Below are 22991 nucleotides of genomic sequence, written 5' to 3'. Positions count from 1 at the left end.
CATGGGGTTCAGGTCTGCACGCGGGGCACGCTGAAGCGGAACTCGCTGCCCTTGCCGACCTCGCTGTGGGCTTCGATCTGGCCGCCGTGGGCGTGGATGATGCCCTGGGTGATGTACAGCCCCAGGCCAGTACCGTTGGGGTTGCCTTCCTTCAGGGTCCAGTAGCGGTCGAAGATGAACGGCAGTTGCTCGCTGGGAATGCCTTCCCCGGAATCGCGCACGCTGAAGACGATCTGCTCGCCATCGGACATTGCCACCACCCCGACCTTGCCTTGTTTGGGGGTGAACTTGATGGCGTTGCCCACCAGGTTCGACAGCACCTGGAACAGGCGCTCGGGGTCGGCGTTGATCTTCAGATCCGGTTCGCTGTGGAAACTGATATCGATGGCCTTGTCCAAAGCCAGCGGCGCCAGCAGCGAATAGGCCTCCTCGAAGATCTGGCTGACGTCCAGCGGCTGCGGCGCGATGCTGTAGCGCCCGGCCTCGATCTTCGAGGTGTCCAGCAGGTCTTCCAGCAGATTGTTCATGCGGCTGGCGGCCTGCTGCATGGTGTCGATGGCCGAGGATATGCGCCGTGAGGTGTGCGGGCCGTCGGAGCTGAAAGCCTTTTGCAGCATGCCGCAGAGCATGGAAATCACCGTCATGGGGTTGCGCAGGTCGTGGGACACCACGGCCACCAGCTCGTCCCGCGCCCGCACCGCCTGCTGCTCGCGCAGCACCTGGCGCGCCAGGTCGTGTTCCAGGGCCGAGCGCCGCAGGTCGTTGGCGGCGAAGCGGTCGCCGTGGCTCCATTTGCTGGAAATGCCGGCCATTTCCACCTTCCAGATCTCGAACGAGGTGCGCGGCCGCAGGCGCAGGCCCGCGTCGGAGTTTTCCAGGTCCAGGGGCTTTTGCGGGTTGCCGCTCCAGTGGATGTTTTCCTTCACCTCCGGGCGGAACCACAGCACGCCGTTATCCACAGGCTTGGGCAAAGTCATGGCCAGGACACCGCTGGCCACCTGTTGATAAGTCGCGGCCGGCGGGTAGAGGCTGGCCAGGTGATGGCTGGCGAACACCGCCTGCCCACGGTCCTGCAACCAGCGGTGCAGGGCGCGGATTTCGTCCCGGGGTGGGCACTGGCCGAAGCAGTGCAACTGTTGGTCTTCGATGATCGCCACGCCGCCGGCCTGGGTCAGTTCCAGCAGCAATTGCGGTGCCTGGGCCAGGCCTTCGAAGACGCTGTCGGGAGCGTCGCGCATGGCCTGGTCGAGGCTGGCCAGGGCGCTGATCTTTTCCTCCCGCTGGCGGCTGAGCTCCAGGGCTTCCATGGCGCTGATCTGCAGCGACAGCACCTGGCCGATGGTCTGGCAGGCGATGCGCAGCTCGTGGGGCACCAGCAGCGGCAGGCGGTTGCCACAACTGATCAAGCCCCACAGCTGGTCGTCCTTGAGCAGGGAGATGCTCATGGACGAGAGCACGCCCATGTTCTTCATGTACTGGCAGTGGATCGGCGACACGCTGCGCAGGGTGGCGAAACTCAGGTCCAGGGGCTGCCCGGTGTCCGGGCGCAGGGTCGGCACCAGGGGCACCGGCTGGTAGTCGGCATCGGGGATGATCCGCAACCAGTTGCTGCGGTACAGCTCGCGGGCTTGCTGGGGAATGTCCGAGGCGGGGAAGAACAGGCCGTTGAACACTTCCATGTCCGGGCGCGTGGCTTCGGCGATCACCTGGCCGTGGCCTTCTTCTTCGAAGCGGTAGATCAGCACCCGGTCGTAGCCGGTCATGGCCTGGATTTCATTGACGCTGATGGCGTACAGCTCTGCCAGGGTCTTGGCTGCCTGCAGGCGGCGCAGCAGGCGCCCGAGGTTTTCCTGGGGCCGTGGCGCATCGAGGTGGGCGCTGTGCCCGGGCTGGATTTCCAGCTCCAGCAACAGGGTTTGCTGATGGCGGTGCAGCAAGGCTTCGAAGCGGGTGCCGTTGAGGCTCAGGTACAGGGGCGCTCCATCGTTCAGATGGGGCAATTGCAGGCGCTCGCGCACCTGTTGCGCCTGGGTCTGGCCCAGTACCTGTTCCAATGGCTGGCCTGGCAACTCGCAGGCGCTACGGCCGAGCAGCGGCTCGATATTGGCGCTGACCTGCTGGATGCACAGCTCGGGCTCGGTGAGGGTCAGCAACAGGCCGTGGGGCTGGATCGCACCGGGGGAGCGGATCGGCTCGTTGGCGCAGTTGGCCAGCAGTTGTTCAAAGACCTGGGAGTCCTCTGGGGTCATAGCAGCACCTCGCGGTGTTCGAGCCAGCGTTCGAAGCAGGCAAATGTGGATTGTGCGGCGCTGACCGCTTGCCGACGGGCGCCGGGGTCTTCTGGCGAGCGTTCCAGGTAGCCGAGAAACTCCTTCCAGCGACGGCCGGTGGCGCTGCCGTAGATATCCAGGAAGGCGCCACCATTGCCGGGGTGCAGATCCAGGCGCCGGGCCATTTCCCGGCGCAGGATCTGTCCGCCCAGGGTCGCGCCTTCCAGTACATACAGAGCGCCCAGGCAGGCGCTGCTGCAGGTCAACGGGGGTAGCTGGCTACAGCGCGGCAGGGTTTCGATCTGTGCCGGGTCCAGGCCCAGGGCTCGCAGATCGCCGGTCAGTGCCGGGGTCTTGCGGCGTTGGCCCGGGTCGTAGTCCGGGGGCAGCGACCCGCGGTCAAACAAGGCTGTTTCCAGGGGCTGGTAGAAGCCGTAGTAGGCCTGGATCAGTCGTTGGTACCAGTGGGCGTCGAGCCGTTCGGAGAAAAAGGGCAGGCGCTTTTCCAGGGCCACATGCAAGGTGGCAGTGGCGGTGCGCAGGTCTTGTAGCAGGGAGGAGGCAGGGTTGTCTTGGTGCGCAAGGGACATTCAGGGCTCATGGATCGCAACAGGCAGTGGACGTGCCATGGGCCTCATCGAAGACCGGGACCTGCTGGGTGTTCCCGCAATAGAGCCATCGCACAGCGTAGTGAGAACGTCACTCTACCTGTGCTTTTTCCGTGTTCGGAGTTTTTTTCGCCTACCGCCGGTCGGGTAGGGACAAAGGGCAGGCCTTGGCAGCAGGGTGCCCGGGGGGCGCAAATAACCTTTGCGTCCCTGGGCTCAGGCTTGCCAATCAGATCCAGACATCGTTCTGTGCGGTGCGCTCGCCACCCTGTTCGCCGGTGTTGAGTACGCCCCGAGGCTCGATCAGCAGTAACTTGACCTCCTGCTCGGACCAGGGCTTGTGCTCCACACCCCGAGGCACCACGAACATTTCACCGCTGCCGATGGACACTCGGCCGTCGCGGAAATCGATATGCAACTGGCCGTCGAGCACGATGAAGGTTTCATCGGTATCGGCGTGGCTGTGCCAGACGAACTCGCCTTGCAGGCGGGAGATCTTGAACTGGTAGTCGTTCATCTCGGCAATCACCTTGGGTGTCCAGAGCTCGCTGAACAGGTCGAGTTTCTGGGCGAAGTTGATGCTCTGGTAAGTGCCTTGCGCGGTGGTGGAAGTGGAGCTGTGCATGGTCGGGGCCTTGGCGGTGATGAATGAGCGCCAAGGGTAAACAGCCGGCGGGCTGGGGTTCTTGAACAATTGTGCGCGGCTCAGCGGCCGAGCATCTTCAGCCAGCGCGCCGGTGGCAGGCCGTAGGCCTGGCGGAACTGTCGGGTCATGTGGCTCTGGTCGGCGAAGCCGGCCATCAGTGCGGCCTCGGCCAGGGGCTGGCCCTGCACCAGCAGGGCGCGCACCAGGTCCAGGCGGCGCATGCTCAGGTAGCGGTAGGGGCTGGTGCCGAACAGCAGGCGAAAGTCCCGCGACAGGCTCCAGCGATCACGCTGGCTGTGGGTGGCCAGTTCCTCCAGGGTTACCGTCCGGTCGAGGGCACTGTGCAGGTAGTCCCGGGCCCGTTCGGCCGCCACATAGTCCATGGGCCGCCGGGGCCTGATCACCCCGCAAACGCCGTTCAGGGCATGGGCCAGCTCGAACAGCGCGTCTTCCTGCTCCAGCGGGTCCAGGGGGCGATCGACACCGCGCAGCAGGGCGTCGGTGGCGGCGCCCAGCCTGGGGTCATTGCACAGCCCGCCAGTGACGAAAGGCAGCGGCTGGCCACCGAGGATCTGCTGGATCAGCGCCGGCTCGACATACAGCATGCGGTAGTGGAAACCATCGTGGCTGCCGGCCTCGCCATCGTGGGCTTCGTCGGGATGCAGCACCATGGTGGTGCCCGGCAGGCTGTGGCGCCAGCCGCCGCGGTACTGGAAACTCTGCACCCCGCGCAGGGTACGGCCAATGGCGTAGGTGTCGTGGCGGTGCATGTCGTAGCCGTGGCCGGCGAAATACGCCTCGATGCGCTCCAGGCCCCTTGCGGGTGGGGCGCGGTGCACCCAGTCGGTGGTGGGAGGGCTGGCCATGGGACGGTCCTGGTGGCGGGTCGCAAGTGGCGCAGATTAACCCAGGGGCTCTGGGGCTGTCTGCCTGGCGGTATCAGCGACGCGGCGCAACTGCCCCTTGCCAATGCCCCTCTGGCTGGTGACTAATCGCCGGGCACAATGTGCAATCCAACCAGGACGCTCCGTCCCCCTTTCAGGAGGCTGTCGAACATGGCTGTTGTGTTTCGCCCGGTGGAAGACGCCGATATCTCGCGCATCTGCAGCTTTGTGCGCAATCCCGAAGAATTGTTTTTCTTCTTTCCCGCCGCCAGCTGGCCGCTGACCCATGAGCAATTGCGCGACTCCATTGCCCAGCGCAGCGACTCGACGGTGATCGAGCGTGACGGGCAGGTGGCGGGCTTTGCCAATTTCTACCGCTGGGAAAACGGCGGTACTTGCACCATCGGTAATGTCATCGTCGACCCGCAAGTGCGCGGTGCGGGGCTGGGGGCGCAACTGATCGGGCAGATGATCCATATCGCCCGCAGCAAGCACCAGGCCAGCGAGGTGACCTTGTCCTGCTTCAACAGCAATGTGGCGGGGTTGCTGCTCTATCCAAAGCTGGGGTTCGTGCCCTTCGCCATCGAAGAGCGCAAGAACAAGCAGCAGGAGCGGGTGGCGCTGATCCACCTGCGCTACAGCCCCAGCTGAAACCACGGGCCATCAGAGAACGTTCAACAGGAACCAGTCATGAGCAAGTTGCGGGTCGGGATTATTTTTGGTGGCCGTTCGGCCGAACACGAAGTGTCGTTGCAGTCGGCGCGCAATATCGTCGACGCCCTGGATCGCACGCGCTTCGAGCCGGTGCTGATCGGCATCGACAAGCAGGGCCACTGGCACCTCAACGACACCTCGAATTTTTTGATCAACCAGGAGAACCCGGCGCTGATCGCCCTCAACCAGTCCAATCGCGAGTTGGCGGTGGTGCCGGGCAAGGCCAGCGGGCAGTTGGTGGAAACCTCCGGCCAGGGGCTGCTGGGGCATGTGGATGTGATCTTCCCCATCGTCCACGGCACCCTGGGTGAAGACGGTTGCCTGCAAGGCTTGCTGCGCATGGCCGACCTGCCCTTTGTCGGCAGCGATGTGCTGGGTTCGGCAGTGTGCATGGACAAGGACATCAGCAAGCGCCTGCTGCGTGATGCCGGGCTGGCGGTGACCCCGTTCATCACCCTGACCCGGGCCACCCGCGCTCGCTACGGTTTTGCCCAGGCCCGGGAAACCCTCGGCCTGCCGCTGTTCGTCAAACCGGCGAACCAGGGTTCATCGGTGGGGGTGAGCAAGGTCGACAACCAGGCTGAATACGAGGCCGCGGTGGAGCTGGCCCTGGGCTTCGATCACAAGGTGCTGGTGGAGTCGGCGGTGCGCGGACGGGAAATCGAATGCGCGGTGCTGGGCAATGACCAGCCGATTGCCAGTGGCTGCGGCGAGATCGTGGTCGGCAACGGTTTCTATTCCTACGACAGCAAGTACATCGATGCAGAGGCGGCCCAGGTACTGGTACCGGCGGACATCAGCCTCGAGCACAGCGAGCGGATTCGGGCCCTGGCCATCGAGGCGTTCCAGGTGCTGGGCTGCTCCGGGCTGGCTCGGGTCGATGTGTTTCTCACCGACGACGGTGAAGTGCTGATCAATGAAATCAACTCGCTGCCGGGGTTCACCCGCATCAGCATGTACCCCAAACTCTGGCAGGCCGCCGGCATGACCTACAGCCAGCTAGTGAGCCGGCTGATCGAACTGGCGCTGGAGCGCCATGCCGCGCGGCAAGGTTTGAAAATCAACCGCTGAAGCGGATCACCATTGACCAGGAAGTGATGGATGAGTACGGCAACAGAAGCATCGGTTTATCTTTTTTCCTACGGCACCCTGCAAGACAAGGCGGTACAACTGGCCAACTTCGGTCGTGAGCTCGAGGGCAGCCAGGACGCCATGCTCGGCTACCAGCAGAGCTGGGTGGAAATCACCGACCCCGAGGTACTGGCCACCAGCGGCAAGACCCATCACCCGATCCTGCGCCCGGGCTCGGCGGACAGTGCACCGATTGCCGGCACGGTGTTTCGCATCACCGCCGAGGAACTGGCCGCGGCCGACAGCTATGAAGTGTCGGACTACAAGCGGGTCAGCGTGACCCTGGCCTCGGGCATTCAGGCCTGGGTCTACGTCAGCGCCTGAGCCTAGATCAGCAGGCCGGCACAGGCCAGTGCCAGCAGCAGCGCCCCGAGCACGATGAACAGATAGTCGAGCGCCGTGAAACGGGCGTTGCTGCGGCCTTCGGTATCCCCGGCGGCGGCATTCAGGCCGCGCTGGCCCAGCCAAGTCACCCAGGCCATCACCGGCAGCAGCGCCATGCCGGCGATGTCGATCAGCGGGTAGCCGATGTTCTGGCGCGACAGGGCATCCAGCACGCTGGTGACGATCACCCCGCCCACAAACAGGGTGGCCAGCTCATCGTGCCGCCAGTCATGGCTGCGGCCGTCGCGCTGGAGTATCGCGTCGGCTTCGCGGTACAGCGCATGGATGAAGAAAATCGAGAAGAAGGCGCGGGCTATCGGCCACAGCTCATGACCGCTGGCGTGCCTGAACTGATGCCAGTTCTTGTACGCCCAATACAGCCGATAGATGCCGAAGGTGAGGATGTACAGGGTCAGGAACTTGGCCTTGGACACCACATAGAACGGCGGCGCCGTTTCCGGCTGGGGGGCGATCAGTTCAGCCTGGGGCGCGGCGTAGAGGTTTTCAGACACGGGCATTCCTTGGGTTGGGTCTGGGGGAATCGGGTGGTCGAGAGTAATGAATATCCCATTGGCTTTCACCCACCTGCACAAAGCCCAGGCGTCGATAAAAGCCATTCGAGTCGCTGTCGCGCAAGGCATCCAGGCGAATCGGCAATTGCTCGCTGGCGGAGCGATCGAACAGTCCTTCGAGGACCTTGGCGCCGATGCCCCGCCCCTGGAATGGCGGCATCAGGTACAGGTGTTGCAGGTGTAGATGATCGAGGTGTGATTGGCTCTGGATGAATCCGGCTCGTTGTCCATCCCAGAGGATGAAGTGGCAGCGCTCGGCGGCGAAGCTTGCGACAAAACGTTCCCGGGCGCGCAGCGGATCGAAGCGCCCGATGCGTTCAAGGCTTTCGCGCATGGCCGCGATACGCATCTGTACCAGGGTTTCCAGATCATGCGTGGTGGTCGCAAGCAGAGCGATGCTAAGGCTCACCTGCGGCCGATCCATGAATACTGGAAGGCCTTGGCTTCGCCACGATGGCTGCGCCGACGATAGCTGGCCAGGGTTGGGGTCGAGCAGTAGGTGCACAGCTCGCTGATCTCGATCTGATCATCGCCAACACCGGCAGCATGCAGCAGATGCTCGGCGTAGCGGCTCAGATCGAACCAGAGGGAATCGGCCTGGGTCGCTGGCGGTGGCGGAATCTGCGGTGGCACCCGCGGCGCTGGCTGCTGGCGACTCCAGGGCGCCTGTGCGGCGGGCCATGGCGGATCCTGATCGGCGCTCAGGGTCTCGATGAAGTCGGCGCTGACTTCATAGCAGCAGGGTTTGATCGACGGACCGATGGCCACCCGCAACTGCGGCGCGGCGATGCCCTTGCTGGCGAAGCCTTGCAGCACATGGGCGATGATTCCACCGTGCAGGCCCTTCCAGCCACCATGCACTGCAGCCACCCAGGCGCCATCATCACTGCTGATCAGCAGCGGCAGGCAGTCGGCGGTGACCACGGCTATCGGCCGAGAGGAACGGGTGATGACCGCATCGCCGCGAATGATGCCGCTGGGCAGGGTGGTGCTGGCTTCGATCACCTCGCCGCTGTGGACCTGGGAGCAGAAGAACAGGTTGGCCGGCAGGGCAGCCCCGACGGTGGAGAACTCATGGCGGATACCGGTTATCTGCTGCAACACACCTGCCTGGAAACTCATCGGGCCTTCGCTCGGTTACCTGGGAATGGCTGCAGAGCATAACGGCATCCGGCTTACTTTTGCTGACAACCGCCGGCCCGGGCCAGGGGCCGGACCAGCGGTCATCTGCTGGGCTACTGGTGTAGCGGGCCCTCAGGCATCCAGCGGGATATACAGCTCGGTGACGCTGTCGGGGTGCATGGGGCCAAGAAAGCGTTCGCCGCTGTATTCGAATTCCAGGGCGTCGGCGGGGCGCAAGCCGGCGGCAGGCAACCACTCGCTATAGGCGGCGCGGAAGGTTTCCGGCAGGGTGGCCACACTGCCGTGATGCTCCACCCGGGCGTAGAGGCGAGCGGGGATTTGCACCTCCACCATGCCCGGCACCAGGGGGGCGTCGTCGGCTACCGGCAGGCCGGCGATGTAGCGCCAGTGGCTGTCGTCCAGGGGGTGGCAGATACCGTAGGTGCCAACGGGTTCGGCCAGCCTCTGGATCTCCGCTTCCCGGGGTTCGAAGCGTTGCCAGAGCTCGGCGATGGAGCCTGGATCATCCTGCTGCCAGGCCATGCCGATGATCCGTTGCGCTGCCAGCATCACTTTTTGCGGCGTTTGCGCTGCGGGAATCTGGCGCTGGGGTTGATCCAGATAACGTTGCAGATGCCCGAGCACCTTCTGACTGCGGGCAATTTCGCTTTCCAGGTGCCGGGCTTGGTCCTGCAGGGCCTGCTGCATCTGCAGCACGCTGTCCAGGCCACCCTGATCCGCCAGGCTGCGGATGTCCTCCAGGGACAGGCCCAGCTGGCGCAGCCAGACAATGCGGCCCAGGGTAACGATCTGCTGCGGGCTGTAGTAGCGATAACCGTTGTCGCGGCCGGTCAGGGCCGGAGCGAACAGACCGATGCTGTCGTAGTGGCGCAGGGTCTTGGTGGTGAGGCCGTGGCAGCGGGCCATTTGTCCGATGGTAAGCATGGAGCGTCCTTGTTGTTGTGGGGCTGCGAGGCATGCTGAGGCTTTACCCAGGGGCAAGCTCAAGCCCGGCAGCAATGTTCAGGACGACTGGGTCGGCTTGATCAGGCTCTGGGCGGGAATGCCGAACAGCTGGTGCAGTTTCCAGATCATCGGCAGGGTCAGCGCACGCTTGCCATTGAGCACTTCGTAGACGCGGTTGGTGCGGCCTATGGCGGGCACCAGGTCGGCGGCGGACAACCCGGATTGCTCCATGCGGAACTTGATGGCCTCGATCGGGTTGGGCAGGTCCAGGGGAAACTGCCGGGCTTCGTATGCCTCGATCAGGGTGATCATCACATCGAAGTAGTCGCCTTCAGGCGTCCCGGGCTGCGGTTCGTTGTCGAACAGCGGCGAGACGCTTTGCAGCGCTGCGCGGTAGTCCTGGTCGGTGTGGATGGGGCGGATATTCATACGGGTTACTCCATGTCTACGCTGTCGGCGTCAATTGCGTCGTACTCCTGGTGAGTGCCGACGAACTTGATGTAGAGCGCACCGAAGCGATAGGCCACGGCAACGATCAGTCGATACTCGTTGCCCTTGATGTTGAAGACCACCCTGCGGCTTTTGAGAATGCTGGCGTTGCGATACTGGTCCTTGATCTGCGCAGGGTTGGACCACTGAGCGTTCCTGGCTTCATCGATCCAGGCCAGCAGAGGCTGTTGCGCATCCGGGTGCTTTTCCCAGAAGGCCTTCAACTGACTGACTGCAATAATTCTCATGGCGTGATCCTAGTCCCGTCCTGGGACATAAACAAGTCACATAGTGCGTCAGGCGATGTACGGGCAAATCGTTGGATCTGCCCGTACAGGCCGCCGACTGGAGTGACGATCAGGTCATGCAGAGAGCGTGGCGTGCACGTCGTCCATCAGTGCCTTGCCCATCTCTGCCAGGTAGTGTGCCGCCCAAGCATAGCGGTCGCACCGGGGCTCCATCGCCGCCTCCAGGGTGAATTGCTTTGCCAGATGCAACAGGGTTGAGGCGTGTTCCAGGGCATCGTTGATCGGCACGTCGGCATTCACGCGAAACAGCGGATGCAGGTGTTCGCCGCACTGGGAAAAGCGGATTTCGCCGAGGGTGGTCTGGGGTGATTGAGTGGTCATTGGGCACCTCCGGCTTTTTGTGACTGGAGGTAATGCAGAGACAGATTGCAGAAGCAGTTCATGGTTACGACTCCTTGATTCGAAGGGCCGTCACCGTCTGCCGCCAAGCAGATCAGGGTGGCGGATTGCGCAGGATTGGCGGACCGGGAATCAAGGAACCGGTGAACCCGAAGGTTCTCCCACGCAACCCGCCATAACGCAGGTATGCGGGCGCAAAAAAAAGCGCCTGCATGTTGGTGGGGCGCTTTTGCGCCTCGATTCTATCAGGCCGCCAAGCCTGATCGCTGATTTTGCAGCGACGGTTGAACCATAGGTTGGAGTAGGGGGCGTCGCAACGGCATTACTGCGACATTTTGTGAGCCGCCCCTGTAGCCGCTGCCGCAGGCTGCGAACGACCGGAACGGTCGCGGCGATCTCCCAGGCGCCGAAGGCCCTTCGGTCCTTGTCGCAGCCTGCGGCAGCGGCTACAGAGGTTGTGCCAGCACTTCGCGAAATACATCGGGCCTGAGCATCACGATATGCAGCAATGAACGGGCCGCTCCGGAAGGCGAGCGGCGTCCTTGTTCCCACTCTTGGAGGGTTCTTACCGAGACGCCAAGCAGTTGGGCAAATTTGGGTTGCGACAACCCGGTTTTACCCCGCGCTTCGGCGGCCTTGGTGAGCGGAATGCTATGGGTATGGCCCTGCCGGCCGGCTTTGACATCGATGATCGCGTCCAGAAGCTCTTGGCCGATATTGCGCTTGGCATCACGTGCCAATAGTTCTTCTTCAGTAAGGGGCATGATTCATCTCCTTCGCGATTCTGCGCAGAACAGCTGCTGGAATGTTTTCGGTCGCGCCTTTGCCATAGATCACCAGCGCAACCAGGGCTCCGCATGCGAGCTGGGTGGTAGGAGATGACTGCAGAAAGATTAAGAACGTGGAGTTACAACTCCAATGAGAGAAGTCCTGATTACCAGTCAGCCCATTCGTTTTCTTGCGTGTGATCCATGCCCCCGATGTCACCTTTTGCATGACCTGAAACTCAGCCGCTCACTCAACCCGCCAACACTTTCGCCATCTCACTGGTCCCCGCCCAACCCAGCCCCTGATACAGCGGCTTGCCAGCCTCGGTCGCATGCAGCACGGCAAAGCCCAGCCCGCGCTGGCTGAATTCGGCATCCGCGAGTTTCATCAGCGCTGAAGCCAGGCCGCGGCGCCGGTAGGTCGGTTCGACGTAGACATTGAGCACGTAGCCGCGTTGATCCTGGGTCGGATGGGAAGGGTGGGGCGGCCAGTCGATGCTCATCAGGCCGATGCTGGCCACGCTCTGCTCGGTGTCCATCAAGGCGAAGCCGTAGTAGCGACCGTCCTCCAGGCGTTCATGCAACCAGGGGCGAAAGTGCTCGGTCATCACCTGCAAGGTCGAGAGGTCCTTGCCCGCATCGAGAAACATCGCCTGGCGATGGCGGCAGATCAGTTCAAGGTCCTGGGGTGTCAGGCGGCGTGGGCTCAGGCCCGGAATATCAAGGTCGGCTGCAATCTTGTTCATCGTCGGTTCCTCGCTGGACAGGGACGATGCTAGGGCAGATCCCTCGGTCAGGTCAGACACAGACCGGCGCAAAATCTTGCATACAGCGCCTGTGTTCCCGGTCCACAAAAAAGGGCCAGCCTCACGGCCAGCCCTTGTGTTCACTCCATAAACCTCAATCCCCCAACGCTTCCCCCTCACGCCGCGGGTCGGCGCCACCGGCCCAGGAGGCCTTGCCCTGGGCATCGCGTACGCGAACGATGGCCTGGGTGCCGCTGGTCATGGCGATCTCGTTCACGGCATGGCCCTTGGCCTGCAGCGCCTGTTTCAGCGCCGGGCTGAACTGGCCCTGTTCCAGTTCGGTGGGGCCGTTGCGGCTGCCGAAGTTGGGCAGGCCGACGGCGGCTTGCGGGTCGAGGTTCCAGTCGAGCATGCCGATCACCGACTTGGCCACGTACTCGATGATCTGCGAGCCGCCGGGGGAACCGACGCTGGCCAGCAATTCGCCGCTGGCGCGGTCGAACACCAGGGTTGGCGCCATGGACGAACGCGGGCGCTTGCCCGGTTCGACGCGGTTGGCCACCGGCTGGCCGTTTTCCTCGGGAACAAAGGAGAAGTCGGTCAGCTGGTTGTTGAGCATGAAGCCCTGGACCATCAGGTGCGAACCAAAGGCCGCCTCCACCGTGGTGGTCATGGACACCGCGCCGCCTTGGTCATCCACCGCCACCACTTGCGAGGTAGAAATGCGCATCGGCGAACGGTCCGGGGCGTAGGCCACCTGGATGCCCTGGGGCTTGCCCGGCTCGGCCTTGCCCATGCTGCGCTCGCCGATCAGGGCGGCGCGCTGGGCCAGGTAGTTCGGGGCGATCAGGCCGGCCACCGGCACCGGCACGAAATCGCTGTCGGCCACGTACAGGCCGCGGTCGGCATAGGCCAGGCGCTCGGCTTCGGCAATCAGGTGCACCGCTTGCGGCGCCGGTTCAAGGCCTGCAGGCCGGTTGGTTGCTTGTGGCTTGAGGTTGGCCAGGGCGTAGCGCGGATCGCGCTGTTCCAGGGCTTGCAGGGTGCCGAGGATCTGCGCCACCGCCACGCCGCCTGAGGAGGGCGGCGGCATGCCGCACACCTGCCAGCGCTTGTAGTCGCTGCACAGCGGCGCGCGTTCCTTGGCGCGGTAGCCTTGCAGATCATTGAGCGACAGGCTGCCGGGGTTGGCATGACCCTGGACCTTGGCGACGATCTCCGCGGCCACCGGGCCCTTGTAGAGGGCGTCTGGGCCTTCCTTGGCGATGCGTTTGAGCACCGCGGCCAGTGCGGGGTTCTTCAACAAGGTGCCCACGGCTTTCGGCGTGCCATCGGCATTCAGGAAGTACTGGGCCATGTCCGGCGAGCGTGCCAGGAAGGGATCGGCGCTGATCATGGTGTGCAGCCGTGGCGAGATGGCGAAGCCTTGCTCGGCCAGGCGGATCGCCGGCGCGAAGAGTTGCGCCCAGGGCAGGCGACCGTGCTTCTGGTGCGCCATTTCCAGGGCCCGCAGTACGCCTGGGGTGCCCACTGAACGCCCGCCGATCTGTGCCTGGGGGAAGCTCATGGGCGTGCCGTCCGCTTGCAGGAAGAGCTTCTCGGTGGCACCGGCCGGCGCGGTTTCCCGGCCGTCATAGGTGCGCACGGCCTGGCCGTCCCAGAGCACGATCATCGCGCCGCCGCCAATCCCCGAGGACTGCGGTTCCACCAGGGTCAGCACCGCCTGCATGGCAATCGCCGCGTCGATGGCCGAGCCGCCCTGGCGCAGCATGTCGCGCCCGGCTTCGGCCGCCAGCGGGTTGGCGGCAGCGGCCATATGTTTGTCGGCATGCCGGGTGTGCATGTCGGTGCGGTAGCCCGAAGCGATTTCCGGTGCGGCGGGCAGGGTGGTGGAAGCGGGAGGGTTATGGCAGGCGCTGAGGCTGAGGGCGACGGCCAGCAGGCCGACGGCGGCGAGCCGACGAGAGTGGGGGGGGAGGTTCGAAAACACGGGTTGAGCTCCGTTCACAGGCAAATGGGGTATGGTCCGTGACGGGAATGTACCGCAGAGGAGCAGGCAGTTGGGCCCCGAGCATTGTTGAGTAGTACGGCTGGCAGAGTGTTTTCCCACAAACCAGTCGACTGCCTATGGATCTGCATCAAGGCGCCAGGTGCCCGTTGGGTACAGGGTGAAACAAACTAAAATGCCTGATGAGAGGACGCCATGAACCATTGCAAGTGGTTACTGATTTTCGGATTGATACTGGGCGGGGAGGCACGGGGAGAGACGCCCAGTGAACCGATCCTGCCGATACAGCCGGCAAAGATCGCCGATGTGGCCAAAGTGGAGCTGGGCAAGCAATTGTTCTTCGACCCGCGCCTGTCCAAGTCCGGATTCATTTCCTGCAACTCCTGCCACAACCTGAGCATGGGCGGCAGCGACAACCTGCCCACTTCCATCGGCCACAACTGGCATCAGGGGCCGATCAACTCGCCCACCGTGCTTAACTCCGGCTTGAGCTTCGCGCAGTACTGGGATGGCCGCGCGGCCACGCTCCAGGAGCAGGCTGGCGGGCCTATCGCCAACCCGGGGGAAATGGGCTTCACCCACGAACTGGCAGTGGATGTGCTGCGCTCCATTCCTCAGTACCGGGCGTCGTTCAAGCGGGTGTATGGCAGCGAGGAGATCAAGTTCGACGATGTCACCAATGCCATTGCCGCCTTCGAGGACACCCTGGTAACCCCCAACGCACCGTTCGACCGCTGGCTCAAGGGCGACCAGGCAGCCATCAGCCCAACCGCCCTCAAGGGCTATCAACTGTTCAAGTCCATCGGTTGCGTGGCCTGCCACAACGGCGAGGCGGTGGGGGGCACCTCGTTCCAGAAGATGGGCATGGTCGAGCCCTATGTCACCCAGAACCCGGCCCAGGGCGTGGCCGGGCTGACTGGCAAGGACGCGGACCGCATGCGCTTCAAGGTGCCAACCCTGAGGAACGTGGCCCTGACCTACCCCTACTTCCACGACGGTGCCTACTGGAAGCTGGAGGAAGCGGTGGATGTGATGGCCCGGCTGCAGTTGGGGCGCAAGCTGGGGGATGAGGAAATCGGCCAGATCGTGGCCTTCCTTGAAACCCTGACCGGCGATCAGCCGGACTTCAAGCTGCCGATGCTGCCGCCTTCTTCGGCGCAGACACCGCTGCCGCAACCGTTCAACTGAACAGGGGGGAAAACCGCAGCCTGCTGCGGTTTTCCTTTGGGCGGTGGTTGAGTTCCATGGACGGTGGCCGGGTCAGCGGCGCACGAGCTGCATGGTCAGGGTTTGTTCTGCCAGGCACCGGTTGCGGCCGCGGCCTTGAACTTGGCGCGGTTTTCCGCGGTGGCCGGCGGTTCGGAGTCGCCGAAGATCGCCTTCAGCCAGTGGCCGTCGGTGGGGTTGGGGAAGAGGATGAACTTGCGCCCGAACTGTTCCTTGTCCTCGCGCATCAGGTTCTTGCGCTGCTCGACGTCCGCTACGTAGTACTTGCGCTTGAAGTCGTTGAGGTTGTCTCCGAGCATCACCACCACGTTATGGTCTTTGGCGATTTCCATCTGCCGCGGCTCCTTGTTGGAGCTGTCGCGATACACCGTCAGGTGCTGTTCATCGGCAAACGGCAGCTTGCTGTGGCGCAGGTTGGCCAGGGCGTACTCATAGGTCTTTTCGCCCTGGTCGCGGCTGGTGACATAGAACACCTCGACCCCCTTGGACTGGGCGTAGGTCAAAAATTCCACGGCCCCCGGCGTGGCGACGGGGCCATTTTCGGCCACCCACTGGTCCCAGGCCGGGTCGTCGAAGAATTCTTTCCCCGAGTTGATCATGTAGCCCCAGTAGCTGTTGCTGCTGAGCACCGTGTCGTCGATATCGCTGATGATCGCCAGCGGCCGGTCGCCATCCTTGCGCTCTTGCAGGGCGCGGTCCAGTTGCATGCGCGCAAGGTTGAAGCCCTGGTAGTACAGCGCCTCGAATTCGGCGGCGGTCTGGCGCCAGGCCACGGCGGCGGTCAGCAGGTTGGAAGGGGGCGTGGCGGCCTGATCGGCGAAGCTTGGCGTGCAGCTGATGGCCAGGAGCGAGAACAGCCAGGGGGCGAGTGAAGCACGGTGGGTTTTTGTTGTCATTGTCGAGCCCTAAGAGTGAGGAGTGCGCAGCTCTCACGAACACTGCCCGGGTGTTCTATCTCAGCCGGGGCGGGGGCTCAATGCAGGTGTCGCGTTGCTGGCTGAATGTGGCGTAATCTGCGGCACTTTTCTGCGGGCATAAAAAAACGGCTTACCTTGCGGTAAGCCGTTTTTAGTACTTGGTGGCTACACAGGGACTTGAACCCCGGACCCCAGCATTATGAATGCTATGCTCTAACCAACTGAGCTATGTAGCCAAGTGGCGCGCATTATTCGCTCGGAACGCCAAGGCGTCAAGCGTTTTTTTCAAAAAAATATCTACGCTATCAACTGTTTATCAAAATCCCTCCTTGAGCAGTGGCGACGGGCAGCGCTGGAACCAGCGGCTGGCCTGTTCGTAGGCGTGGGCCAGTTGCAGTACGGCGAAGTCGGCCTGGTGCCGGCCGATGATCTGCAGGCCCATGGGCAGGCCGTCGGCACTGAAGCCGGCCTGCACGCTGGCCACCGGGCAGCCGGACAAGGTGCCGGGAATCACCACCTCCATCCAGCGGTGATAAGTGTCCATGGCCTGGCCTTCGATACTCGCGGGCCAGGGTGTGTGCTTGTCGAAGGGAAACACCTGGGCACTGGGCAGCAGCAGGTAGTCGAAGCGCTCGAACAGCCGGGAGATGGCGCGGTACCAGTCGCTGCGGATCACCGAAGCTTCGAACACCTGGCTGGCCGACAGCTTGAGGCCGTTCTCCACTTCCCAGATGGCTTCTGCCTTGAGCTGTGAGCGCTTCTGCGGGTCGGCATAGGCGCTGCCCAGGGACCCGGCGACCATCCAGTGGCGCAAGGTCCGCCAGCTGCTCCACAGGCGCTCGGGGGCGAAGTCGAGGCGGGCGGGTTCGACGCTGCAACCCAGGCTGCGAAAATCCGCCAAGCTGTTTTCGCAGAGTTCGAGAATGCCTTTTGCCATGGGCAGGTAGCCGTTGAAATCTCCCAGCCAGCCCAGGCGCGTGCCCTTGAAGTCGCGCTCCAGCGGCGCGGCGAAACCCTGGCCGGATTCGGCGATGGACAGCGGCGCCCGGGCATCGCCGCCGGCCTGTACCGACAGCAGCAGGGCGGCATCGCGCACGCTGCGGGCCATGGGGCCTTCGTAGCCGAGCTGGTCGATGAACAGGTCGCTGCTGTCGTCGAAGGGCACCCGCCCCTGGGATGGGCGCATGCCGAAGACATTGTTGAAGGCCGCCGGGTTGCGCAGCGAACCCATCATGTCGCTGCCGTCGGCCACCGGCACCAGGTGCAGGGCCAGGGCCGCCGCGGCGCCACCGCTGCTGCCGCCGGCGGTCTTGCTTGGGTCGTAGGCGCAGCCGGTGGCGCCGAACAGCGGGTTGTAGGTCTGCGAGCCGAGGCCGAATTCCGGGGTGTTGCTCTTGCCGATGATGATGGCCCCGGCGGCCTTGATCCGCTCCACCATGATGCCGTCGCGCGCGGGGATGAAATCCCGGTACAGCGGCGAGCCCAGGGTGGTGCGGATGCCTCGGGTCAGGGACAGGTCCTTGATGGCGTGGGGCAGGCCGTGCATCCAGCCACGGTACTCGCCACGGGCCAGTTCGGCGTCGCGCTGGTCGGCCTGGGCCAGCAGGCCCTCGGCCGGTTGCAGGCTGACCAGGGCATTGACCAGGGGGTTGTAGCGTTCGATGTGGGTGAGGTAGCTGTGCATCACTTCGCGGCAGGAAACCTGGCGCAGGCGAATGCGCTCGGCGAGTTCATGGGCCTGGAGCAGGACCAGTTCGCTAGGGGGATTGACGGTCATGGCAGGGGCCTTTCAAACGGCTGGAGAAACGCCCCGGCATCCAGCGCGGGGCGGTGAAGATCAACGCATCAGGTTGGTCCACAGGCGGTCGGCAAGGCGGATCGCACCTTCGCTGCAGGTCTGGCTGAAGACCACCTGGGTGCCCTGGGGAATGTGCAACTCGGGAGCGTCCTTCAGGCCCGCATCGAGGAAGGGTTCGACGCCTTTGATCGGGCTCTGGTGCTTGAGGAAGTTCTGCGTCATGGCGGCATTCTCGGGCTGGCTGAGGAAGGCGATGAAGGCCTTGGCATTCGCCGGGTTCTTGCTGCCCTTGGGGATGACCATGTTGTCTACCCAGGCCAGTACGCCCTCTTTCGGGTAGAGGTATTTCAGGCTGGGTTTCATTTCCCGGGCGCGCATCGATGAGCCGCCCCAGAAGGTCGACATGTCGATTTCCCCGGCCGCCAGGTTCTCGCGGATCGCCCCGGCCTTGGAACTGTAGGTCTTGACGAAGGGCTTCTGCGCCTTGAGCAGGGTGAGGATCTGCTGCATCTGCTTCGGGTCCTCGCTGCACAACGGGATATTCAGGTAGAGGCTGGCCATATCGATCACTTCGCCCGCCGAGTCGAACATGTTGATTCGCCCCTGCAGCTCTTTTGGCGGCTCATAGAGCACCCGGTAGCTGTCGGTGGGGCCCTGGTAGCGGGCCGTGTCGAGCACCACGCTGGTGGTGCCCCAGATAAAGGGCACCGAGTAGGCGCCTTGCGGGTCCCAGGTGGGCTGCTTGAGGTTGTCGACGATGCTGCTGTAGTAGGGCTCCTGCACCGGGTCGAAACGCTCCAGCAGCTGTTCCTTGATCAGGATCGGGATGAACTGGTGCGACGGGATCGCCACGTCATAACCGCTGCCGCCCTGTTTCAGCTTGGCCAGCAGGGTCTCGTTGGAGTCGTAGGAATCCACCGTGACCTCGATACCGGTCTGTTTCTGGAACTTGGCGAGGATCTCCGGCGAAAAGTAGCCGCTCCAGCTGACCACGTTGAGTTTCTCGGCGGCCTGTACGGCCAATGGCAGGCTCAGCAGCAGCGTGGTACCCAGACTTGCGATCAACTTGCTCATGGCATTTCCCCAAAGTCAGTGGAAGGTTCAAGCGTGTTTCTTGCTCAGCAGGTAAGAGAGGCTGACGAACAGCACCGAGACGCCGAGGATCAGCGTCGACACGGCGTTGACGTCGGGTGTCACGCCCATGCGCAACAGGCCGAAGATAAAGATCGGCAGGGTGGTAGTGCCGGCCTGGGACACCATCATCGAGATCACGAAGTTATCCAGGGAGACGATAAAGGCCAGCATCAACCCAGAGACGATGCCCGGCATCAGCAGCGGCAGGGTGACCTTGTGGAAGGTCCGCCAGGGGCCGGCATACAGGTCCGCCGCGGCATGCTCCAGGGACAGGTCCATGTCGTTGAGACGGGCACGGATCGGCAGGTAGACGAAGGGGATGCAGAACACCGTGTGGGCGATGATCAGGTTGCCGTAGCCCAGGGACAGGCCCAGGGTCGAGAACAGTGCCAGGGTGGCCACGCCAACGACGATTTCCGGCAGCACCAGGGGCAGCATGATGGCGCCCATGGACAGTTGCAGGCCCTTGAATTTCGCCCCTCGCGAGGTGCCCAGGGCCGCCAGGGTGGCGATGGCGGTGGCCGCCATGCTGGCGCACACGGCGATCAGCAGGCTGTTGCCCGCCGCCTGGCGCAGGGCCTGGTTGGCGAAGGCCGCGCGGTACCAGTCGAGGCTGAAGCCGCTCCACACCGTGGCCGACTGGTTGGCGTTGAAGGAGAACACCACCAGCACCAGGATCGGCGCATAGAGGTACAGGTAGAACAAGAAGCTGAAGCTGCCGAAGCCGGGAAAGTCCTGCACGCCGAGGCCGTTGCGCTTGAATAGGCTGATCATCATGCACGCTCCTGTTGGGCCCGCTGGCGCTGGGTGCGCAGGGCATAGAGGGTCAGCACCAGCATCACCGCGGCCATCAGTACCAGCGCCAGGGCCGCGCCGAAGGGCCAGTTACGGGCATCGCTGAACTGGCGGAAGATCAGGTTGCCGAGCATCATCCGCGTGCCGCCACCCAGCAGTTCCGGGGCGATCATCGCCCCCAGGCAGGGCACGAAGGTGAGGATGGCGCCGGCGAGGATGCCCGGCCGGGCGATGGGCAGCACCACCTTGTGCAGGGTGCGCAGGCGCCCGGCGTAGAGGTCCTGGGCGGCTTCCAGTAGGCGGATGTCCATTTTCTCCAGGGTGGCGTAGATCGGCAGCACCACGAAGGGCGCGTAGGTGTAGACCAGCCCCAGCAGCACCGCGCCGTCGGTGTACAGCAGTTGCAGGGGCTCGTGGATCAGCCCCAGGTCCATCAGGCTGTTGTTGATCACCCCGGTGTTGCGCAGCAGCAGGATCCAGGCGTAGGTGCGGATCAGCAAGTTGGCCCAGAACGGTACGGTGATCAGGAAGATCAGCAGCCCACGGCGCTGCACCGGCTGCATGGCCAGCCACACCGCCACCGGGAAACCGATCAGCAGGGTGATCAGGGTGGTCAGCCCGGCGATGCCGATGGAGCGCAGGGCGATCAGCAGGTAGGAGTCGGCGAAGGCCAGGCTGTCGTCCAGTTGCCGTTCGAACAGCAGGGAGCTGTAGGCGTCGCTGCTGAACACCCGGTTCACCCCGCCGTAGGGGTTGGCTTCCATCAGCGAATAGGCAATCACAATCAGGATCGGCACGATCAAAAACAGGCCGATGGCGATCAGCGCCGGGCTGACCCCAAGCAAGCTGCGCAGGGCCTTGCGCCGTTCCTGTTGCTGGGAAATCGATGAGGCGTGCATGGCGAATCCTCGTGTTCAATCCAGCAGGACGCTGGCGCTGCCGCGTTCGAATACCAGGCCGGCGCTGCTGCCCACACTCAGGCGCGGGTGCTGCTCGACGCTGTTGGGCGTGCGCACGGTAAGGCGGCTGCCGTCGCTGAGGCTGACCTGGTATTGCAGGTCGGTGCCCAGGTAGATCAGCGCCTCGATGCGGCAAGCCAGGGCGCCATCCACCGCCTCGCGGCGCAGGTGCAGGCGCTCCGGGCGCAGCGACAGGGTGACCTGCTGGCCCACCTGCACGCTGTTGCATGGCTGGGCCGGCAGGCTCTGCCCGGCCGGCCCGCTGAACCAGGCCAGGCCGGCTTCGACCCGGCTGACGGTGGCCGCGATGAAGTTGGTTTCACCAATGAAGTCGGCGACGAAGCGGTTGCGCGGTTGCTCGTAGATTTCCTCTGGGCGGCCCACTTGCTGCACTTCGCCTTCGGAGAGCACGGCGATGCGGTCGGACAGGGTCAGGGCTTCTTCCTGGTCATGGGTGACGAAGATAAAGGTGATGCCGGTCTTGGCCTGGATCGCCTTGAGTTCCTCGCGCATGGCCTGGCGCAGCTTGAGGTCGAGGGCCGACAGCGGCTCGTCCAGCAGCAGGACCTTGGGGTGGGGCGCCAGGGCCCTGGCCAGGGCGATGCGCTGCTGCTGGCCGCCGGACAACTGGTTGGGCTTGCGTCCGGCAAAGCGCTCCATCTGCACCAGGGCCAGCATTTCCCGCACTCGCTCGGCGATCTGCGCCTTGCTGAGCACCTGGCCCATGGGTCGGGACTCCAGGCCGAAGGCCAGGTTTTCCGCCAGGGTCATGTGGGGGAACAGTGCGTAGTGCTGGAACACCGTGTTCACCGGCCGCTCGAAGGGCGGGCGCTCGGCGATGTTCTGGCCGTAGAGGAGGATCTCGCCCTGGGTCGGGAACTCGAAGCCGGCGATCATCCGCAAGAGGGTGGTCTTGCCGCAGCCGGAGGGGCCGAGCAAGGTGAAGAATTCGTTGTCGTGGATATCCAGGTCGATGTGCTTCAGGGCCACCGGGCCGCTGTGTGGATCGCCGTAGACCTTGCGCACCGAGCGGATGGACACCGCCAGGGTTTGCAGCGCATGCAGGGCATTCATGCCTTACCTCCGATTCCCCCATGAGCTGTCGTGCAGGCCATGGATATTGTTTTTCTTGGGCAGGATCGAGATCTGTTCGGTGTCTGCAACGCCCGTTTTCCGGGGCTTTGCGCGGGCTTTTTATATGTGTGCCGAGGCTGATTATCAGTGAGGGGTTGCGGGGCGAAAACATCAATTTTAACATACCAGCTGTTAAAAAATTTAATAGCAGGGGGCGTGCAGAACCATGGCCGAACAGCGTTTGCCACCGCTCAATGCGCTGCGGGCTTTTGATGCCGCGGCCCGCCTGGGCAGCTATGTCGAGGCCTCCAGGGCGCTGCACGTGACCCAACCGGCCATCGGCCGCCATGTGAAGCTGCTGGAGGACTGGCTCGGCGTGCAGCTGTTCGAGCGCACCTCCCGTGGGGTGACCCTGACCCCGGCCGGGGGCCAGTACCACCGCAAGATCGCCGCCGCCTTGCGCTTGATCGTCGAGGCCGGGCGCGAGGTACAGCCCAAGGCCGCCGAACGCTGGCTGCGGATCATGGTGGTGCCGGGGTTCGCCAAGCGTTGGCTGACCCCGCGCCTGGAGGCCCTGCGGCATTTGCGCCCGGGTTTGAAGTTCGCCATCGAGCCCAATTCGACCTTTACCGAAGTGGATGCCAAGAGCTGCGACCTGGGCATCGCCTATGGCCTCGATGGGCAGTACCCCCAGTCCCGGGTCAGCCTGATCTGTCCCCGGGTGTTTCCCATTTGCACCCCGGCCTACCTGGCCGCCATCGAGCCGATCAAGGGGCCGCAAGACCTGGCCCGGCATGAGCTGATCCACTTCGATGACGGTGAATGGTGGAACCTGTGGTTTGCCGCCAACGGCCTGGATATCCAGCTCACCTCCGACCTGATCTACGTGAACAACGACCATGCGCTGTCGGTGGCCGAGAGCGGTGGCGGCATCGCCCTGGCCAATGAAGTGCTGGTGCGCGAAGAGCTCAAGGACGGCACCCTGGTGCGGGTGCTGGAGGACCAGGTGAAGCTGGAAAGCTACAGGGTGCTGACCCCGGACCAGGATTGGTCGGAGGATGTGCAGTGGTTTATCCAGTGGCTCAAGGCCGAGCTCGAGGTGGATTTCCCCGAGGCTCGGCTGGAGCCCTGAG

General features: G+C 63.8%; 25 protein-coding genes and 1 tRNA gene. 5 read left to right on the top strand and 21 right to left on the bottom strand.

The annotated features are described in order from the left end of the window. Positions 1 to 8: 8 nt before the first annotated feature. The 4 genes from J4P02_RS25695 to J4P02_RS25680 form a co-directional block, all read right to left on the bottom strand. Entirely contained in the window at positions 9 to 2249 is a 2241-nt protein-coding gene (locus J4P02_RS25695; protein ID WP_426195597.1) for an ATP-binding protein, read from the bottom strand. After that, positions 2246 to 2860 carry a biliverdin-producing heme oxygenase gene (locus J4P02_RS25690; protein ID WP_426195595.1) on the bottom strand — a complete coding sequence of 205 codons (615 nt, stop codon included), beginning with the start codon at positions 2858 to 2860 and terminating at the stop codon, positions 2246 to 2248. The genes J4P02_RS25695 and J4P02_RS25690 overlap by 4 nt, the downstream gene beginning before the upstream one ends. A gap of 247 nt (positions 2861 to 3107) precedes the next feature. Beyond that, entirely contained in the window at positions 3108 to 3503 is a 396-nt protein-coding gene (locus J4P02_RS25685; protein WP_426195592.1) for a cupin domain-containing protein, read from the bottom strand. An 80-nt stretch (positions 3504 to 3583) separates the two neighbouring features. Next, positions 3584 to 4390, bottom strand: a complete 807-nt coding sequence (locus J4P02_RS25680) for an AraC family transcriptional regulator (RefSeq protein ID WP_426195590.1) — start codon at positions 4388 to 4390, stop codon at positions 3584 to 3586. A gap of 189 nt (positions 4391 to 4579) precedes the next feature. Here J4P02_RS25680 and J4P02_RS25675 point away from each other — a divergent pair, with 189 nt between their 5' ends. The 3 genes from J4P02_RS25675 to J4P02_RS25665 are packed head-to-tail and all read left to right on the top strand — an operon-like array spanning position 4580 to position 6577. After that, complete coding sequence (locus J4P02_RS25675) at positions 4580 to 5059, top strand: GNAT family N-acetyltransferase (protein WP_426195588.1); 480 nt, start codon at positions 4580 to 4582, stop codon at positions 5057 to 5059. Positions 5060 to 5098: 39 nt separating this feature from the next. After that, complete coding sequence (ddlA, locus tag J4P02_RS25670) at positions 5099 to 6193, top strand: D-alanine--D-alanine ligase (RefSeq protein WP_426195586.1); 1095 nt, start codon at positions 5099 to 5101, stop codon at positions 6191 to 6193. Between the two features lie 30 nt (positions 6194 to 6223). Continuing rightward, entirely contained in the window at positions 6224 to 6577 is a 354-nt protein-coding gene (locus tag J4P02_RS25665; RefSeq protein WP_426195584.1) for a gamma-glutamylcyclotransferase family protein, read from the top strand. 2 nt (positions 6578 to 6579) lie between these two features. Here the strand turns inward: J4P02_RS25665 and J4P02_RS25660 are convergent, their stop codons facing one another. The 10 genes from J4P02_RS25660 to ggt form a co-directional block, all read right to left on the bottom strand. Then, entirely contained in the window at positions 6580 to 7149 is a 570-nt protein-coding gene (locus tag J4P02_RS25660) for a hypothetical protein (RefSeq protein WP_426195582.1), read from the bottom strand. Further along, on the bottom strand, positions 7142 to 7618 hold the full coding sequence (locus tag J4P02_RS25655) for a GNAT family N-acetyltransferase (RefSeq protein ID WP_426195580.1): 477 nt from the start codon (positions 7616 to 7618) through the stop codon (positions 7142 to 7144). Before J4P02_RS25655 ends, J4P02_RS25660 begins: the two co-directional genes overlap by 8 nt. Next, the gene (locus J4P02_RS25650) at positions 7615 to 8331 is read right to left on the bottom strand and encodes a polyphenol oxidase family protein (protein WP_426195578.1); all 717 of its coding nucleotides are present in this window, start codon (positions 8329 to 8331) and stop codon (positions 7615 to 7617) included. The genes J4P02_RS25655 and J4P02_RS25650 overlap by 4 nt, the downstream gene beginning before the upstream one ends. Before the next feature lie 132 nt (positions 8332 to 8463). Then, entirely contained in the window at positions 8464 to 9276 is an 813-nt protein-coding gene (locus J4P02_RS25645; protein ID WP_426195576.1) for a MerR family transcriptional regulator, read from the bottom strand. A 78-nt stretch (positions 9277 to 9354) separates the two neighbouring features. After that, on the bottom strand, positions 9355 to 9726 hold the full coding sequence (locus tag J4P02_RS25640; RefSeq protein ID WP_426195574.1) for a helix-turn-helix domain-containing protein: 372 nt from the start codon (positions 9724 to 9726) through the stop codon (positions 9355 to 9357). Positions 9727 to 9731: 5 nt separating this feature from the next. Then, a complete protein-coding gene (locus J4P02_RS25635) occupies positions 9732 to 10034 on the bottom strand; it encodes a type II toxin-antitoxin system HigB family toxin (RefSeq protein ID WP_426195572.1) in 303 nt (100 codons plus the stop codon). A gap of 114 nt (positions 10035 to 10148) precedes the next feature. After that, complete coding sequence (locus tag J4P02_RS25630) at positions 10149 to 10415, bottom strand: DUF3077 domain-containing protein (protein ID WP_426195570.1); 267 nt, start codon at positions 10413 to 10415, stop codon at positions 10149 to 10151. Positions 10416 to 10879: 464 nt separating this feature from the next. Continuing rightward, on the bottom strand, positions 10880 to 11197 hold the full coding sequence (locus tag J4P02_RS25625; RefSeq protein ID WP_426195568.1) for a helix-turn-helix domain-containing protein: 318 nt from the start codon (positions 11195 to 11197) through the stop codon (positions 10880 to 10882). 254 nt (positions 11198 to 11451) lie between these two features. After that, positions 11452 to 11946 (bottom strand): GNAT family N-acetyltransferase, encoded by a 495-nt coding sequence (locus tag J4P02_RS25620; RefSeq protein ID WP_426195566.1) that lies wholly within the window; start codon positions 11944 to 11946, stop codon positions 11452 to 11454. Positions 11947 to 12100: 154 nt separating this feature from the next. After that, entirely contained in the window at positions 12101 to 13936 is a 1836-nt protein-coding gene (ggt, locus tag J4P02_RS25615) for a gamma-glutamyltransferase (RefSeq protein ID WP_426195564.1), read from the bottom strand. 213 nt (positions 13937 to 14149) lie between these two features. Here ggt and J4P02_RS25610 point away from each other — a divergent pair, with 213 nt between their 5' ends. Beyond that, positions 14150 to 15142: a cytochrome-c peroxidase gene (locus J4P02_RS25610; RefSeq protein ID WP_426195563.1), complete on the top strand. Its 993-nt coding sequence runs from the start codon at positions 14150 to 14152 to the stop codon at positions 15140 to 15142. 95 nt (positions 15143 to 15237) lie between these two features. Here the strand turns inward: J4P02_RS25610 and J4P02_RS25605 are convergent, their stop codons facing one another. The 7 genes from J4P02_RS25605 to J4P02_RS25575 all read right to left on the bottom strand — a co-directional run bounded on the left by J4P02_RS25605 (position 15238) and on the right by J4P02_RS25575 (position 21858). Continuing rightward, entirely contained in the window at positions 15238 to 16077 is an 840-nt protein-coding gene (locus J4P02_RS25605; RefSeq protein ID WP_426195560.1) for a 5'-nucleotidase, lipoprotein e(P4) family, read from the bottom strand. A 180-nt stretch (positions 16078 to 16257) separates the two neighbouring features. After that, positions 16258 to 16334: transfer RNA gene (locus J4P02_RS25600), tRNA-Met, on the bottom strand. Positions 16335 to 16414: 80 nt separating this feature from the next. Beyond that, positions 16415 to 17875 (bottom strand): amidase, encoded by a 1461-nt coding sequence (locus J4P02_RS25595; RefSeq protein WP_426195558.1) that lies wholly within the window; start codon positions 17873 to 17875, stop codon positions 16415 to 16417. 60 nt (positions 17876 to 17935) lie between these two features. After that, positions 17936 to 18970 (bottom strand): extracellular solute-binding protein, encoded by a 1035-nt coding sequence (locus J4P02_RS25590; RefSeq protein ID WP_426195556.1) that lies wholly within the window; start codon positions 18968 to 18970, stop codon positions 17936 to 17938. Between the two features lie 27 nt (positions 18971 to 18997). After that, the gene (locus J4P02_RS25585) at positions 18998 to 19804 is read right to left on the bottom strand and encodes an ABC transporter permease (RefSeq protein ID WP_426195675.1); all 807 of its coding nucleotides are present in this window, start codon (positions 19802 to 19804) and stop codon (positions 18998 to 19000) included. Then, positions 19804 to 20724, bottom strand: a complete 921-nt coding sequence (locus J4P02_RS25580; RefSeq protein WP_426195554.1) for an ABC transporter permease — start codon at positions 20722 to 20724, stop codon at positions 19804 to 19806. The genes J4P02_RS25585 and J4P02_RS25580 overlap by 1 nt, the downstream gene beginning before the upstream one ends. Positions 20725 to 20739: 15 nt before the next feature. Further along, a complete protein-coding gene (locus tag J4P02_RS25575) occupies positions 20740 to 21858 on the bottom strand; it encodes an ABC transporter ATP-binding protein (RefSeq protein WP_426195552.1) in 1119 nt (372 codons plus the stop codon). A gap of 226 nt (positions 21859 to 22084) precedes the next feature. Between J4P02_RS25575 and J4P02_RS25570 the strand changes: the two genes are divergently transcribed. Then, positions 22085 to 22990, top strand: a complete 906-nt coding sequence (locus J4P02_RS25570) for a LysR substrate-binding domain-containing protein (protein WP_426195550.1) — start codon at positions 22085 to 22087, stop codon at positions 22988 to 22990. Position 22991 lies beyond the last annotated feature (1 nt).

Source organism: Pseudomonas sp. NFXW11, assembly GCF_049887815.1.
Lineage (GTDB): Bacteria > Pseudomonadota > Gammaproteobacteria > Pseudomonadales > Pseudomonadaceae > Aquipseudomonas.
This window is presented reverse-complemented; position numbering and strand designations above follow the sequence as displayed.

Bases quoted from the DNA above. Each gene is read 5' to 3' on its own strand.
- J4P02_RS25685 (WP_426195592.1), bottom strand. From the start codon at position 3,503: ATGCACAGCTCCACTTCCACCACCGCGCAAGGCACTTACCAGAGCATC.
- J4P02_RS25595 (WP_426195558.1), bottom strand. From the start codon at position 17,875: ATGACCGTCAATCCCCCTAGCGAACTGGTCCTGCTCCAGGCCCATGAA.
- J4P02_RS25590 (WP_426195556.1), bottom strand. From the start codon at position 18,970: ATGAGCAAGTTGATCGCAAGTCTGGGTACCACGCTGCTGCTGAGCCTG.
- J4P02_RS25690 (WP_426195595.1), bottom strand. From the start codon at position 2,860: ATGTCCCTTGCGCACCAAGACAACCCTGCCTCCTCCCTGCTACAAGAC.
- J4P02_RS25620 (WP_426195566.1), bottom strand. From the start codon at position 11,946: ATGAACAAGATTGCAGCCGACCTTGATATTCCGGGCCTGAGCCCACGC.
- J4P02_RS25665 (WP_426195584.1), top strand. From the start codon at position 6,224: ATGAGTACGGCAACAGAAGCATCGGTTTATCTTTTTTCCTACGGCACC.
- ddlA (WP_426195586.1), top strand. From the start codon at position 5,099: ATGAGCAAGTTGCGGGTCGGGATTATTTTTGGTGGCCGTTCGGCCGAA.
- J4P02_RS25640 (WP_426195574.1), bottom strand. From the start codon at position 9,726: ATGAATATCCGCCCCATCCACACCGACCAGGACTACCGCGCAGCGCTG.
- J4P02_RS25575 (WP_426195552.1), bottom strand. From the start codon at position 21,858: ATGAATGCCCTGCATGCGCTGCAAACCCTGGCGGTGTCCATCCGCTCG.
- J4P02_RS25675 (WP_426195588.1), top strand. From the start codon at position 4,580: ATGGCTGTTGTGTTTCGCCCGGTGGAAGACGCCGATATCTCGCGCATC.
- J4P02_RS25610 (WP_426195563.1), top strand. From the start codon at position 14,150: ATGAACCATTGCAAGTGGTTACTGATTTTCGGATTGATACTGGGCGGG.
- J4P02_RS25580 (WP_426195554.1), bottom strand. From the start codon at position 20,724: ATGCACGCCTCATCGATTTCCCAGCAACAGGAACGGCGCAAGGCCCTG.
- J4P02_RS25650 (WP_426195578.1), bottom strand. From the start codon at position 8,331: ATGAGTTTCCAGGCAGGTGTGTTGCAGCAGATAACCGGTATCCGCCAT.
- J4P02_RS25695 (WP_426195597.1), bottom strand. From the start codon at position 2,249: ATGACCCCAGAGGACTCCCAGGTCTTTGAACAACTGCTGGCCAACTGC.
- J4P02_RS25635 (WP_426195572.1), bottom strand. From the start codon at position 10,034: ATGAGAATTATTGCAGTCAGTCAGTTGAAGGCCTTCTGGGAAAAGCAC.
- J4P02_RS25585 (WP_426195675.1), bottom strand. From the start codon at position 19,804: ATGATCAGCCTATTCAAGCGCAACGGCCTCGGCGTGCAGGACTTTCCC.
- J4P02_RS25625 (WP_426195568.1), bottom strand. From the start codon at position 11,197: ATGCCCCTTACTGAAGAAGAACTATTGGCACGTGATGCCAAGCGCAAT.
- J4P02_RS25630 (WP_426195570.1), bottom strand. From the start codon at position 10,415: ATGACCACTCAATCACCCCAGACCACCCTCGGCGAAATCCGCTTTTCC.
- J4P02_RS25645 (WP_426195576.1), bottom strand. From the start codon at position 9,276: ATGCTTACCATCGGACAAATGGCCCGCTGCCACGGCCTCACCACCAAG.
- J4P02_RS25570 (WP_426195550.1), top strand. From the start codon at position 22,085: ATGGCCGAACAGCGTTTGCCACCGCTCAATGCGCTGCGGGCTTTTGAT.
- J4P02_RS25680 (WP_426195590.1), bottom strand. From the start codon at position 4,390: ATGGCCAGCCCTCCCACCACCGACTGGGTGCACCGCGCCCCACCCGCA.
- J4P02_RS25605 (WP_426195560.1), bottom strand. From the start codon at position 16,077: ATGACAACAAAAACCCACCGTGCTTCACTCGCCCCCTGGCTGTTCTCG.